This is a genomic window from Bradyrhizobium sp. 141, assembly GCF_023074055.1.
Taxonomy (GTDB): Bacteria; Pseudomonadota; Alphaproteobacteria; order Rhizobiales; family Xanthobacteraceae; genus Bradyrhizobium.
Map to the genome: position 1 here is coordinate 1 of NZ_JADPKR010000055.1, position 14431 is coordinate 14431.

General features: G+C 65.1%; 11 protein-coding genes. 10 read left to right on the plus strand and 1 reads right to left on the minus strand.

The genetic code is table 11. The features are described 5' to 3' along the window. Positions 1 to 236: 236 nt before the first annotated feature. From IVA81_RS15585 to IVA81_RS15625, 9 genes are all read left to right on the plus strand, one after another. A complete protein-coding gene (locus IVA81_RS15585; protein WP_247319610.1) occupies positions 237 to 1343 on the plus strand; it encodes an efflux RND transporter periplasmic adaptor subunit in 1107 nt (368 codons plus the stop codon). 181 nt (positions 1344 to 1524) lie between these two features. Further along, positions 1525 to 4662: an efflux RND transporter permease subunit gene (locus IVA81_RS15590; RefSeq protein WP_247319611.1), complete on the plus strand. Its 3138-nt coding sequence runs from the start codon at positions 1525 to 1527 to the stop codon at positions 4660 to 4662. 33 nt (positions 4663 to 4695) lie between these two features. Then, complete coding sequence (locus tag IVA81_RS15595) at positions 4696 to 5295, plus strand: TetR/AcrR family transcriptional regulator (RefSeq protein ID WP_247319612.1); 600 nt, start codon at positions 4696 to 4698, stop codon at positions 5293 to 5295. Positions 5296 to 5476: 181 nt separating this feature from the next. Continuing rightward, positions 5477 to 6100 carry a flavin reductase family protein gene (locus tag IVA81_RS15600; protein WP_247319613.1) on the plus strand — a complete coding sequence of 208 codons (624 nt, stop codon included), beginning with the start codon at positions 5477 to 5479 and terminating at the stop codon, positions 6098 to 6100. 248 nt (positions 6101 to 6348) lie between these two features. After that, positions 6349 to 8616: an acyl-CoA dehydrogenase gene (locus IVA81_RS15605; RefSeq protein WP_247319614.1), complete on the plus strand. Its 2268-nt coding sequence runs from the start codon at positions 6349 to 6351 to the stop codon at positions 8614 to 8616. Further along, entirely contained in the window at positions 8616 to 9899 is a 1284-nt protein-coding gene (locus tag IVA81_RS15610) for an acetyl-CoA C-acetyltransferase (RefSeq protein ID WP_247319615.1), read from the plus strand. The genes IVA81_RS15605 and IVA81_RS15610 overlap by 1 nt, the downstream gene beginning before the upstream one ends. Before the next feature lie 2 nt (positions 9900 to 9901). Next, complete coding sequence (locus IVA81_RS15615; RefSeq protein ID WP_247319616.1) at positions 9902 to 11998, plus strand: 3-hydroxyacyl-CoA dehydrogenase NAD-binding domain-containing protein; 2097 nt, start codon at positions 9902 to 9904, stop codon at positions 11996 to 11998. A gap of 7 nt (positions 11999 to 12005) precedes the next feature. Continuing rightward, entirely contained in the window at positions 12006 to 12416 is a 411-nt protein-coding gene (locus IVA81_RS15620) for an acyl-CoA thioesterase (protein WP_247319617.1), read from the plus strand. Between the two features lie 225 nt (positions 12417 to 12641). Beyond that, positions 12642 to 12833 carry a hypothetical protein gene (locus tag IVA81_RS15625; RefSeq protein ID WP_018645288.1) on the plus strand — a complete coding sequence of 64 codons (192 nt, stop codon included), beginning with the start codon at positions 12642 to 12644 and terminating at the stop codon, positions 12831 to 12833. Between the two features lie 234 nt (positions 12834 to 13067). Here IVA81_RS15625 and IVA81_RS15630 read toward each other — a convergent pair whose 3' ends face one another. Beyond that, positions 13068 to 13520 carry a nuclear transport factor 2 family protein gene (locus IVA81_RS15630; protein ID WP_247319618.1) on the minus strand — a complete coding sequence of 151 codons (453 nt, stop codon included), beginning with the start codon at positions 13518 to 13520 and terminating at the stop codon, positions 13068 to 13070. Between the two features lie 154 nt (positions 13521 to 13674). Here IVA81_RS15630 and IVA81_RS15635 point away from each other — a divergent pair, with 154 nt between their 5' ends. After that, positions 13675 to 14361 carry an HAD-IA family hydrolase gene (locus tag IVA81_RS15635; RefSeq protein WP_247319619.1) on the plus strand — a complete coding sequence of 229 codons (687 nt, stop codon included), beginning with the start codon at positions 13675 to 13677 and terminating at the stop codon, positions 14359 to 14361. The last annotated feature ends 70 nt before the right edge of the window (positions 14362 to 14431 follow it).

The following is a 14431-nucleotide window of genomic DNA, read 5'->3' on the forward strand; positions in this document are numbered from 1 at the left end:
CCGCCAGGCCACGCCTTGACGGACGCGAGCACGGCGTCATCATGGCAGGCGCAGGCGATCCGTCGGCTCAAAACACCGCCGCCATTTAATGGTTGCTACAATAGCCCCCCATAGCAACCGCCTATGCGCTCCTTACCACCCCTTAACGATCACGCATTCCTGATGACTGACGATTATTGACTTTTATCAGTGATTAGTCGACATTCCTCTCATTCGAGATGCAGGAGTGTCCTTCGATGTTCGTCCGGTCGGTTTTATCGAGCTATTCCAGGCTGTTGGCAGGTGTGTCGCTGGCCCTGATGGCAGCTTCGCTGGCCGGGTGCAATGACACCGTCGCCGAGAAAGCCGAGCCCCCGAGGCCGGTTCTGGTCGCAACCGCGCATTATGATGGCGAGACCCCGGAGCGCAGCTTCGTCGGCACCGTCAGGCCCCGGATCGAGAGCGACCTCGGCTTCCGCGTCGCCGGTAAAGTTGCAAAACGCCTCGTGGAAGTCGGTCAGACCGTCGAGATCGGCCAGCCGCTCGCCACCCTCGACGAGGTCGATCTGAAGCTCCAGGCTGAGCAGGCGCTGGCCGAACAGACCGCGGCAACCGGCGTGCTGGCCCAGGCTGCCGCCGCCGAGCAGCGCGCCAAGGATTTGAAGGCCAAGGGCTGGACCACGGACGCGCAGATGGATTCGAGCCGCGCCGCCGCGGACGAAGCCCGCGCGCGCCTGAACCGCGCCGAGCGCGCGCTCGAGCTGAGCAAGAATTCCCTTTCCTACGCGACGCTCAACGCCGACGCCCGTGGCGTCGTCACCGCAACGCTGATCGAGCCCGGCCAGGTGGTCGCCGCGGGCCAGGCTTCGATCCGCGTCGCCCGCTTTGCTGAAAAGGAAGCGGTCGTCGCGATCCCTGAGACGCTGGTCGGACGCGCCAAGTCGGGCGTCGCCAGCGTCACTCTGTGGTCCGAGCCGGGCAAGAAGTACACGGCCAAGCTGCGCGAGATCGCGCCTGCGGCCGATCCGGCCACGCGCACCTATCTGGCAAAGTTCTCGCTGCCCGAGGCCGACGACAAGGTCGCGCTCGGCATGACCGCGACGCTGACGCTGTCGGACGCCGCGACCGAGCGCGTCGCGCGGCTGCCGCTGTCGGCGCTGTTCAACGAAGGCGGCAAGCCGTCCTTCTACGTCGTCGACGACAACGGCGCGCTCACGTTGAAACCGGTGACGGTGAAGTCCTACGAGAGCGGCGACGTCGTCATCACCAGCGGTGTGGAAGAGGGCGCCAAGATCGTTGCCCTCGGCGTGCAGAAGCTCGATCCGGGCCAGCGGGTGCGGATCGTGTCGTCACTGTCGTTCTGAGTTTTTTACGAGTTCCATCGTTGCGAGGCGAGTTTCGGCCGTTGTCCCTAAGCAAAGGCTGAAGCGGCGAAGCGATCCAGAATCTGCCCAGCCCCCTGGATTGCTTCGCTGCCTCGCGATGATGGTTTGAACAGAGTGGCTGTCGTTTTTTGGCAATTGGATCGTCTTTTCGGAGAGAGCGATGAAGCGCTTCAACCTTTCGGCCTGGGCCGTCAGCCATCCGACGCTGGTTCTCTTCCTGATGATCATGCTCGGCGTCGCCGGCTACTTCTCCTATGAGAAGCTCGGCCGCGCCGAGGATCCGTTCTTCACGGTGAAGGTGGTCAACGTCTCCGTGATCTGGCCGGGCGCGACCGCGCAGGAAATGCAGACGCAGGTCGCCGACCCCATCGAGAAGAAGATCCAGGAGCTGCCCTATTTCGAGAAGGTGCAGACCTATTCCAAGCCGGCCTTCACCGCGCTCCAGGTGACGTTCCGCGACAGCACGCCGCCGAAGGACGTGCCTTATCTCTTCTATCTGCTGCGCAAGAAGCTGGTCGACGTGCAGGGCCAGCTGCCCTCGGGCATTCTGGGACCCGTCGTCAACGACGAGTTCTCCGACGTCGATTCCATCCTCTACATGATGACCGGCGACGGCGCCGACTATGCCCAGCTCAAGAAGGTCTCCGAAGGTTTCCGTCAGCGCCTCCTCAAGGTGCCGGGCGTGACCAAGGTCGACGTCTACGGCAATCAGGACGAGCGCATCTTCGTCGAATTCAGCCACGCCAAGCTCGCCACGCTCGGCATCACGCCGCAGGCGCTGTTCGATTCGCTCGCCAAGCAGAACAACGTGACGCCCGCCGGCACGGTCGAAACCTCGTCGCAGCGCGTGCCGCTGCGCGTCACCGGCGCGCTCGACGGCGCCAAGGCCGTCGCCGAAACGCCGGTCGAGAGCAACGGCCGCGTGTTCCGCCTCGGCGACATCGCCACCGTCACCCACGGTTATGTCGATCCGCCGAGCTTCGTCGTCCGACAGGAAGGCAAGGCGGCGATCGGCATCGGCGTCGTCACCGCCAAGGGCGCCAACATCCTCGACCTCGGCAAGGAGGTCGAAAAGGCGACGGCTGACTTCATGAAGGCGGTCCCGCAGGGCGTCGATGTCAAGCTGATCGCGGACCAGCCCAAGGTGGTCGAGCACGCCGTCGGCGAGTTCGTGCATTCCTTCATGGAAGCGCTCGTCATCGTGCTGTTCGTCTCGTTCCTGGCACTGGGCTGGCGCACCGGCATCGTGGTCGCGCTCTCGGTGCCGCTGGTGCTCGGCATCGTCTTCATCGTCATGAACATGATGTCGCTCGACCTGCACCGCATCACGCTGGGTGCGCTGATCATCGCGCTCGGCCTGCTCGTCGACGACGCCATCATCGCGGTCGAGATGATGGTGGTGAAGATGGAGCAGGGCTGGGACCGCATGCGCGCGGCGTCGTTTGCCTGGGAATCTACTGCGTTTCCGATGCTCACGGGAACGCTGGTCACGGCCGCTGGCTTCCTCCCCATCGGCTTTGCCAATTCCGCGGTCGGCGAATATGCCGGCAGCATCTTCTGGATCGTGGCGATCGCGCTGGTCGCCTCCTGGTTCGTGGCGGTGATCTTCACGCCCTATATCGGCGTCAAGCTGCTGCCGGAGATGAAGGCGCACCACAATCACGATCCGCACGCGGTCTACGAGACCCGGATGTACCGCGGCCTGCGCGCCATCGTGCAATGGTGCGTCAACCACCGCATCACCGTGGTGGTCGCGACCGTCGGCGTCTTCATCGCCTCGGTCGTCGGCTTCGGTCACGTCCAGCAGCAGTTCTTCCCGCTGTCGGAGCGGCCCGAACTGTTCCTCCAGCTGCGCCTGCCCGAGGGCACCGCGTTCAACGTCACCGAAAAGGCGGTGAAGCAGGCCGAGACGCTGCTGAAGGACGACAAGGACATCGAGACCTATACGTCCTATGTCGGCCAGGGCTCGCCGCGCTTCTGGCTCGGCCTCAATCCGCAGCTGCCGAACGAGGCCTTTGCCGAGATCGTCGTCGTCGCCAAGGGCGTCGAGGCGCGCGAGCGCATCAAGGCCAAGATCGAGAACGCGGCTGCCGAGGGCTTCCTGTCCGAGGCGCGCGTGCGCGTCGACCGCTTCAATTTCGGTCCGCCCGTCGGTTTCCCCGTCCAGTTCCGCGTGATCGGCCCCGATGCCAACAAGGTGCGCGATATCGCCTACCAGGTGCGCGACGTCATGCGGCAGAACAAGAGCGTCAAGGACGTCCAGCTCGACTGGAACGAGCAATCGCCCTACCTCAAGCTCGTCGTCGACCAGGACCGCGCCCGCGCCATGGGCCTGACCCCGCAGGACGTCTCACAGGCGCTCGCGATGCTGATCTCGGGCGCGCAGGTTACGACCATCCGCGACGGCATCGAGAAGGTGGCCGTGGTCGCCCGTGCGATCCCGTCCGAGAGGCTCGATCTCGGCGGCGTCGGTGATCTCACCATCACCTCGCGCAATGGCGTTGCCGTGCCGCTGCAGCAGATCGCCAAGATCGAATACTCTCACGAAGAGCCGATCATGTGGCGGCGTAACCGCGACATGGCCATCACCGTGCGCTCCGACGTCGTCGACGGCGTGCAGGCGCCTGACGTCACGGGCCAGATCACACCGAAGCTGAAGGCGATCACCGATCACCTCGAGCCGGCCTACCGCATCGAGGCGGGCGGCGCGTTCGAGGAATCCGCCAAGGGCAACGCCTCGATCTTCATCCTCTTCCCGCTGATGGTCATGGTGATGCTGACGCTGCTGATGATCCAGCTTCAGAGCTTCTCGCGCCTGATCCTGGTATTCCTGACCGCACCGCTCGGCATCGTCGGCGCCTCCTTCGGCCTCAACGTCGCCAATGCCCCGTTCGGCTTCGTGGCGCTGCTCGGCCTGATCGCGCTCGCCGGCATGATCATGCGCAACACGGTCATCCTGGTCGACCAGATCGAGACGGACGTCTCTCACGGCATGACCCGGCGGGAGGCGATCGTGGAGGCCACCGTCCGCCGCGCCCGTCCGGTGGTGCTGACGGCGCTCGCCGCCATCCTCGCCATGATCCCGCTGTCGCGCTCGGCCTTCTGGGGCCCGATGGCGATTACCATCATGGGTGGCCTGTTCGTCGCGACGTTCCTGACGCTGCTGTACCTGCCGGGCCTCTATGCACTTTGGTTCAGGAAGAGCCTGGATGAGGCGGGCACCCCCGAGCAGCCTGCCGCGCCGCAGCATGGGAGCAATGACCCGCATGCAATTCCGCTTGCTGAGGCGGCTGAATAAATGAGAAGACTGCTGACGAACGAGTCCTGATTGATGGCCCTTATTTCGGAACATATCGAAGGCGACACCCGGGACCGTATCCTCGAGGTGGCCGAGCGGCTGTTCCGCCAGATCGGCTATCAGAAGACCACGGTCGGGGACATCGCCAAGGAGCTCAGGATGAGCCCCGCCAACGTGTATCGCTTCTTCGAATCGAAAAAGGCGATCCATCAGTCCGTGGCGCGGGGCCTGATGGGCGAGGTCGAGCTCGAAGCGCAGCGAATCGTGGCGCGGCCGGGTCCCGTGCGGGAGCGCTTCCGCGAGCTGCTCACCACCATCCATCGCATGAACACCGAGCGCTATGTCGGCGACAACAAGTTGCACGAGATGGTCGAGATCGCGATGCAGGAGGACTGGGACGTCTGCGTCACCCACATGGAATGTGTCGCCGGAATGATCGGTCAGGTGATCGCGCAAGGCGTGGCCTCCGGGGAGTTCGAGGCGCCCGACCTGGAACTTGCTGCGCTCTGCTCGTGCACCGCGATGATGCGGTTCTTCCACCCCCAGATGATCGCCCAGTGTGCCACCAAGCCGGGCCCGAACATCGACCAGATGATCGATTTCGTCATCGCGGGTCTGTCGCCGCGCCACTGACGGGGCGGGGGAATTTCTCCTATAAGCAGGTCGTACCGGCCGGACTGAGCGGCGGGTAGCGGCCCAGGACGGATCAACACACTCCGTCATTGCGAGCGCAGCGAAGCAATCCAGAATCCCTCCGCGGAAACAGCCTGGATTGCTTCGCAGCGCTCGCAATGACGAGCAGGGGAAAGCCAGCGTGACCGACAAAGACCTGTACTTCTACGAGCCTTCCAAGGGCCACGGCCTCAAGCACGATCCCTTCAACGCCATCATCGCGCCGCGTCCGATCGGCTGGATCTCCTCTCGCGATACCAAGGGCCACGTCAATCTCGCGCCTTACAGCTTCTTCAACGCGTTCTGCTACGTGCCGCCGATCATCGGCTTCTCCTCCACCAACTGGAAAGACACGGTGGAGAACATCCAGCAGACCGGCGAGTTCGTCTGGAATCTCGCCACGATGGACCTTGCCAAGCACATGAATGCGACCGCCGCGCATGTCGCGCCCGAGGTCGACGAGTTCAAGCTTGCCGGACTCACCGCCGTGCCCGGCAAGCTCGTCAACGTGCCGCGCGTCGGCGAGAGTCCCGTCGCCTTTGAATGCAAGGTGTCCGACGTCGTCCGGCTCAAGGGCGCCGACGGCAAGGAGGCCGACGCCTGGCTGACACTCGGCGAGGTGGTCGCCGTTCACATCGACAAGGCCATGATCAAGGACGGCGTCTACCAGACCGCCGCCGCCCGTCCCATCGTCCGCGCGGGCCGCCGCGGCGACTATTTCGAGATCAAGCCGGAAAATATGTTCGAGATGGTGCGGCCGGATTAGGCCATCCAGCTTCGTAGCCCGGATGGAGCGCAGCGAAATCCGGGATTCTCACCTCACGGATAGATTTCCCCGGATTGCGCTCCGCTCCATCCGGGCTACCGCTCCTTCCCTCCCGGAACTGCCCGCGCACCCTGGCCGTTATGGTCCGGGGCCGCCCGGCCGCGTCAATTTTGCAGGCGAAGTGTTCGCCTCCGCCAGCCAGTTTCCGCTAAAATGCCCGACAACCGCGCCGATGCATGAGGTCAGCCATGAGCTTCCGCCGCGACACCCTGACAAAGCCGATCTTCTCCTGGGCGCGCGGCGTGCTGCCGGCGATGTCCGACACCGAGCGCGAGGCGCTGGAGGCGGGCGACGTCTGGTGGGACGCCGACCTCTTCACCGGCAACCCTGATTGGTCCAAGCTTCTGAAGATCCCGCAGGCGACGCTGACCAGCGAGGAGCAGGCCTTCCTGAGCGGCCCCGTCGACGAGCTGTGCGCCATGCTCGACGAGTGGAAGATCTTCTGGGAATGGCGCGACCTGCCGCCGGATGTCTGGCACTTCGTCAAGCGCGAGAAATTCTTCGGCATGATCATCCCGAAGGAATTCGGCGGTCTCGGCTTCTCGCCCTATGCGCATTCGGAGGTCGTGCGCAAGATCTCGACGCGTTCGATCGCGGCGGCGGTCACGGTGATGGTGCCGAACTCGCTCGGGCCCGGCGAGCTGCTGATGCGCTTCGGCACGAAAGAGCAGCAGGCGCGCTGGCTGCCGCGGCTCGCTGACGGCCGCGAGATTCCCTGCTTCGGCCTCACCAGCCCCGAAGCCGGCTCCGACGCCGCCTCGATGGTCGACACCGGCATCATCTGCAAGGGCGAGTTCGAGGGCCGAGAGGTCGTTGGCCTCAGGCTCAACTGGCACAAGCGCTACATCACGCTCGGCCCGGTCGCGACGCTCCTGGGCCTCGCCTTCAAGGCCTATGATCCCGATCACCTTGTGGGCAGCCAGGAAGAGCTCGGCATCACCGTGGCCCTGATCCCGACCAATTTGCCCGGCGTCGAGATCGGCCAGCGCCATCTGCCGTCGATGCAGGTGTTCCAGAACGGCCCGAACCGGGGCCGCGATGTCTTCATCCCGCTCGACTATGTCATCGGCGGCCAGGAGCGGCTGGGACAGGGCTGGAAGATGCTGATGACCGCGCTTGCCGCCGGCCGCGGCATCTCGCTGCCGTCGCTCTCTGCTGCGGGTGCCGCCTATGCGGCGCGCACCACCGGCGCCTATGCCCGCATCCGCGAGCAGTTCGGCATCTCCATCTCCAAGTTCGAGGGCGTCGAGGAGCCGCTCGCACGCATCGTCGCGACTGCCTATCAGCTGGATGCGGCGCGGCGGTTGACCTGCGCGGCGCTCAATGCCGGCGTTCATCCCGCCGTCATCTCCGGCATCATGAAGCTGCACGCGACCGAGCGGATGCGCACCGCGATCGACGATGCCATGGACATCCATGGCGGCAAGGCCGTGATCGACGGCCCGCAAAGCTATCTCGGCAATCTGCACCGCGCCGTGCCGGTCGGGATCACGGTGGAAGGCGCCAACATCCTGACCCGCAACCTCATCGTGTTCGGCCAGGGCGCGATCCGTGCGCATCCCCATCTGCTCGACGAGATGAACGCGCTCGCCGATTCCGACCGCGAGCGTGGGCTCACCGCATTCGACAAAGCATTCTGGAAACACGTCGGTCACAGCTTCCGGACACTGTTCCGCGCGTTCGGCCGGAGCTGGACCTTCGGCGCGTTCGCGCTGGCGCCCGATGCGGGCGACGCCACGCCATTCTATCGCCAGCTCTCGCGCTACTCCGCCGCGTTTGCGCTCTGCGCCGACATGGCGCTGCTGACGCTCGGCGGCGCGCTCAAGCGCAAGGAGATGCTGTCGGCGCGCTTCGGCGACATTCTCTCCGAGCTGTACTTGCTCTCTGCCGCGCTAAAACGCTGGCAGGATGAGGGCCGGCAGAAGGAAGACTTTGCCGCGCTGGAATGGTGCATGGCGGCGGGCTTTCGGACCATCGAGAACCGGCTCGCCGAAATCCTCGCCAATCTGCCGAACCGCTTCGTCGCAGCCTTCCTCAAGCTCGTGGTCCAGCCGTTCGGCGCTCGCGTGCTCGGCCCCTCCGACCGCGTCGTGCACCAGTGCGCAAGCCTGGTGCTGGAGCCGTCGGCGGCGCGCGAGCGCCTGACGCCGGATCTGGCCCATGTCGATGACGACGGGGGCTTTGCGCGGCTGGAGCGCGCGTTCAAGCTGGTCGCAGCCACGGACGCCATCGCCAAGCGCATGCGCGCTGCGCATGTTCGCGACTGGAAGGAAGCGGTCAGCAAAGGCGTGATCACGCAAGCCGAGGGCGAGCAGCTCGCCGCCGCCCATCAAGCCGTCACTGAAGTCATCGAGGTCGACGATTTTGCGCCGGAGGCGCTGTCGCCGATTTACAGGAAATCCGGCGACGTGCATCAGTTCTTCCAGGAACTCGGTGAACAGAGGGCGGCGAGCTGATGGCACGACCGGTATTCATCGTCGACGGCAGTCGCACGCCGTTCCTGAAGGCGCGTTCGGGGCCGGGGCCGTTCACTCCAGTCGATCTCGCCGTGCAATGCGGACGGCCGCTCTTGGCGCGCCAACCGTTTGCGCCTGATAGCTTCGATCAGGTCATCCTCGGCTGCGTCAACGTGATCGCCGACGAGATGAACCCGGCCCGTGTCGCCGCGCTCCGGCTCGGCATGGGGGAGGACATGGTCGCGTTCACCGTGCAGATCAATTGCGGCTCCGGCATGCAGTCGATCGATAGTGCCTATCGCTACATCCGCGAAGGCCATGCCGACATGATCCTCGCCGGCGGCACCGAGGCGCTGAGCCACGCGCCGCTGGTCTGGCCGAATTCCGGCGTGCGCTGGTTCGCCGGACTTGCCACCGCCAAGGGCGTCGCCGCCAAGCTGGCCGCGGCGTTCAAATTGCGGCCGAGCGACCTCAAGCCGATCATCGGCCTCGAGCGCGGGCTGACCGATCCGATCACCGATCTGAACATGGGCCAGACCGCCGAGGTGGTCGGCCATCTCTTCGGCATCACCCGCGCACAGTCCGATGCCTATGCTGCCGAAAGCCATCGCCGGCTCACGCATGCGCAAGGCGCAGGCTTCCTGAAGGGCGAGGTCGAGACTGCGTTCTCCCGCGACGGCAAGTTCTTCGACCATGACGATGGCGTACGTCCGGACTCCACGGCAGAGACTCTCGCAAAACTCCGACCGGTGTTCGAGCGCCCCTGGGGCCAGGTCACCGCCGGCAATTCCTCGCAGATCACCGACGGCGCCTCCTGGGTGATCCTGGCCTCCGACGCCGCGGTCGCCAAGCACGGACTGGCGCCGAAAGCCGCGATCATCGACAGCAACTGGGCCGCGCTCGATCCTGCTATCATGGGCCTCGGCCCGGTGATGTCGGCAACGCCGCTGCTCCAGCGCAACGGCCTCACCCTCAAGGACGTCGAGACCTGGGAGCTGAACGAGGCCTTTGCCACCCAGGTGCTCGGTTGTCTCGCCGCCTGGAACGACGACAAATTCTGCCGGGAGATCCTCGGACTCGACGGCGCGGCCGGTGAGATCGACCGTGACAAGCTCAACGTCGATGGCGGCGCGATCTCGCTCGGCCATCCCGTCGGCACCTCCGGCAACCGCATCGTGCTGCATCTCGTCAACGTGATGAAGCGGCTCGGCACGCGGCGCGGAATTGCCACCGAATGCATCGGTGGCGGGCTCGGCGGCGCCATGCTGATCGAGGCGGTGTGACCATGGATTCCAGGATCATGACCGCGCTTGGCGACCGCGTGCTGGAGCTGGGACCCAGCCCCACGACTGACAGTCCATACAGGCACTTCAAGCTGACGCGCGATGCCGACGGCGTCGCCTGGCTCTTGTTCGATCGCGCTGATGCAAGCGCCAACACGCTGTCCTCCGAGGTGATGGAGGAATTCGACGCCGTGCTCGCGGCGATCGAGACTGAGCGTCCCGCCGGTCTCGTGATCCGCTCGGCCAAACCCTCCGGTTTCATCGCCGGTGCCGACGTCAACGAATTCCGTGGCGCTGGCGATCCCGACATGGTGGAGACGCGTATTCGCGCCGCGCATGCGGTGATCGACCATCTGGAAGCGTTGAAATTGCCGACGGTCGCGGTTATCCACGGCTTCTGTCTCGGCGGCGGGCTCGAGGTTGCGCTGGCCTGCCAATCGCGGATCGCCATCGACGGCGCGCGCTTCGGCTTCCCGGAGGTGATGCTCGGCCTGCATCCCGGCCTCGGCGGCACCGCGCGCTTCACCGCGCTGGTCAATCCGGTTCAGTCGATGTCCCTGATGCTGACCGGGCGCACCATCGATGCACGCCGTGCTAGATCGCTCGGCCTCGTCGATACCGTGACGCAGGAGCGGCATGTCCGGGGCGCGGTGAAGGACGCGCTGTTCGGCCGCCTCAAGCGGGCGCGGCCAGGCTTGCTGACGCGCGCGGCGAATGTCGGCCTCGTGCGCGGGCTGCTTGCGAAGCGCATGCGCTCGGAGGCGGCGAAGGCCGCATCCCGCGAGCATTATCCGGCGCCTTATGCGCTGATCGAGCTCTGGGAGACCCATGGCGGCAGCAAGGCCGCGATGCTGAAAGCCGAGCAGGCTTCCTTCGCCAAGTTGATGGTGACGCCGACCGCCCAGAACCTGATCCGCGTCTTCTTCCTGCGCGAGCAGATGAAGAAGGCCGCAGGCAGTGGCAACACCATCAAACATGTCCACGTCATTGGCGCCGGCGCCATGGGTGGCGACATTGCGGCTTGGGTAGCCGGGCAGGGGCTGCGTGTCTCGCTCGCCGATATGAAAGCCGAGCCGATCGCGGGCGCGGTAAAGCGCGCCGCCGAGCTCTACCGCAAGATCATCCGCAAGCCGACCGAAGTGCGTGACGCACTCGATCGCCTCATCCCCGACATGGACGGGGAGGGCGTGCGCAACGCCGATCTCATCATCGAGGCGGTGCCGGAGAAGCTCGAGCTGAAGCAGAAGGTCTATGCCGGGCTCGAGCCGCGGATAAAGCCGGGCGCGATCCTCGCCACCAACACGTCGAGCATCCCGCTTCAGGATCTGCGCAACGGCCTGGCTCGGCCGGAGCGGCTGGTGGGCCTGCATTTCTTCAATCCGGTGTCGCGGCTGCAACTGGTCGAGGTCGTCAGCCATGACGGCAATGACCCGCAGGTGCTGAAGCAGGCGCTCGCCTTCGTCGGTGCAATCGATCGCCTGCCGTTGCCTGTGAAGAGCTCGCCCGGCTTCCTCGTCAACCGCGCGCTGACGCCGTACATGCTCGAGGCCATGGTGATGCTGGACGAGAAGATCGACCAGCGCCTCATCGACGCCGCGGCCGAGCAGTTCGGCATGCCGATGGGACCGATCGAGCTTGCCGATCAGGTCGGGCTCGACATCTGCCTCGACGTCGGCGACATGCTGCGCACGAAATTCGGCGATCTCCTGCCGCCGACGCCGGCCTGGCTGCGCGACAAGGTCGCCAAGGGTGAGCTCGGCCGCAAGTCCGGCAAGGGTTTTTACACCTGGAAGGACGGCAAGGCGGAGAAGGCGCAGCTAGCGGAGACCGGCCCGCGCGTCACCGACCAGATGATCGACCGCCTGGTGCTGCCGATGTCCAACGTCTGCGTCGCGGCGCTGCGCGAGGGCATCGTCGACGATGCCGACGCCGTCGACGGCGCCATGATCTTCGGCACCGGTTATGCGCCGTTCCGCGGCGGTCCGCTGAATTATGCCCGCACACGCGGCGTGGAAAACATTGTATCCACCCTGCGCGGGCTGGCCGAGCGATTCGGAGCGCGCTTTGCGCCCGATCCGGGCTGGGACAATTTTAGGTGAAACCGGCATGAACGAACAGGCGAACACCGGGCCGAGCGGCGATCTCTGCATTCGCACGCTGGCAATGCCAGCCGACACCAACGCGAATGGCGACATCTTCGGCGGTTGGCTGCTGAGCCAGATGGACGTCGGCGGCGGCGTGTTTGCGTCAAAGGCCGCGAAGTCGCGTACCGTGACGGTTGCGATCGAGGCGATGAATTTTCGCAAAGCGGTCTATGTCGGCGATCTCGTGTCGGTCTACGCCAATCTTGTCCGCGTCGGCCGTACCTCGCTCACCGTGCACCTGGAAGCGTGGGCACTGCGTCGTGGGGAGGAGCATCCGTTTCTCGTCACCGACGGCAATTTCACCTACGTCTCGATCGACGAACACGGTCGCCCACAAGCGGTTCGCGCGACTGACACGACGATCGCGACGTAATCGCGCGCGACGCTCTGCCTCATCTCATGAATGCGTGGCAAGCGCCGCCAAACGCGGCGCGACTGAGTCATCCTCGTCGCGGCTTCGCCAAGAACCAGTCATAAAACGGATGAGGTCCCGGCGTACTCAGTTGCGTGTCGATTCGGGGTGGAAACGGCCTCAAATGCCTGGGGAACCTTTGGGCAGGAGCACCGTTATTTGCCCGCACTGAGGAATCCACCGACTATGCCGGACAGCTACATCATCGAAGTCGACTCGCAGACCGCAGGTATCGTTGTTCGTTCTTCCGGAGGCTATTGCTTTTTCGCCTCGTCCCACCGCTTCAACCGTCTCGAAGGCCAGCTTTTCCGCAACGCCCGCGAAGCCGAGCGCGCCGCACGCAAGCTGGTGAACGGTGATGTGAAGGAGGCGGCGTAAGCGCCGTACTCGTCATTCCGGGGCGCCAAGACGTGCTCGGAATTTTTTGCCGCCCAGAATGCTGTCGTCCCTTCTCCCCTTGCGGGAGAAGGTGGCGCGTAGCGCCGGATGAGGGGTTGTTTCAGCGGGTTCTACTCTGAGAGGTCGCTCGCGGAGAGAGACCCCTCACCCGTCTCGCGCCGCTCTGCGGCGAGCCACCCTCTCCCACAAGAAGGGGAGAGGGCAGCGTCGTCATCACAACTTCGTTGCGGCGCGCGACAAGAGCTTCCACTCGTCGCCCTGCTTCTGCCAGTTCATCAGGATGTGAAGGTTGGTCGATACTTTTTTCCCATCGGCCGCCATCTCCTGCTCGCCCAGCCAGTGGAAGCGGACGATCGCGGTGGGACCGACGACCTTGATGGTCGGGTCCTTGTACTCGATCGACAGGAATTTCGACTTGCCGTCGGTGGCGTTGGCGATGAAGGTCGCCTTGTCCTCCACCTTGCCGCTGGAATGGCTGTAGCTGAGATCGTCCCAGCACAGCGCGCCGAGCGCCTTCGGATCGGCCGCGATCTGGGCGAGGCGGAAGGCCTCGACCTTCTTCGCCACGGCCTCATCGTCGGCCGAGGCCGCCAGCACCGGTGTTGTGAGCGCGAGTGCCGAGACGGCGAGAGTCGAGAGAGCCAGATCGCGTCGGTTGATCGTCATCGTTTCCTCCTTTTTGATCTTGCGGCGAGTGTTGCAGCCGCGCGCGGCTTTGTCGAGTGGCGCGTCGTCGTCATGTTCATGCGTCATTGCGCGGCTGAGGCCATATTGATACGTCTCGCGCATCAATGCGCCGCGGATTTGGGAAAGTACGGAAATGATCGAAGCCAAAACGGAAGCGATGGGCAGGGCATTGCTGTTCGACATCGACGGCACGCTGGCGGACACCGACCCGCTGCACTTGAAGGCCTTCAACCAGGTGCTCGGCCCTCACGGCCATGTCTTCGATCACGCGCGCTTCTCCAGGGAGCTGCAAGGTTTCGCCAATGTCGCGATCGGCGAGCGCTTTCTGCCCGACGAGGCGCCGGAGCGGCGCGCCCTGATCCTCGATGAGAAGGAGGAGGTCTTCCGTACGCTCGTGGCCGGGCAGATCGCACCGCTCCCGGGCCTGATGGCGCTGCTCGACCGGGCCGACAGCGCCGGCATTCCCATGGTGGCGGTGACCAACGCGCCGCGTCTCAACGCCGAGCTGCTGCTCTCCGGCCTCGGCATCACGCATCGCTTCAAGGCGCTCGTGATCGGCGCCGAGCTGCCGCACGGCAAGCCGCATCCGCTGCCCTATCAGGAAGGGCTGGGTTTCGTCGGCGCGAAGGCAGAGGCCTCGATCGCATTCGAGGACTCCCGCACCGGCGTGCAATCCGCCACCGCGGCCGGAATTCCGACCGTCGGCATCCGGACCAGCCTCAGCCATGCCGACCTGATTGGCGCCGGCGCGGTCACTTCCGCCAGCGCCTTCGACGATCCGGCGCTGCTGGCGCGCCTCGCGAGCGCCATGGCTTGGTGAGGGGCCGCATCCGTTAACCGTGATCGGCGCGCGCATTGACCGCAGCTACGAACCGCCGCACCATGCATCA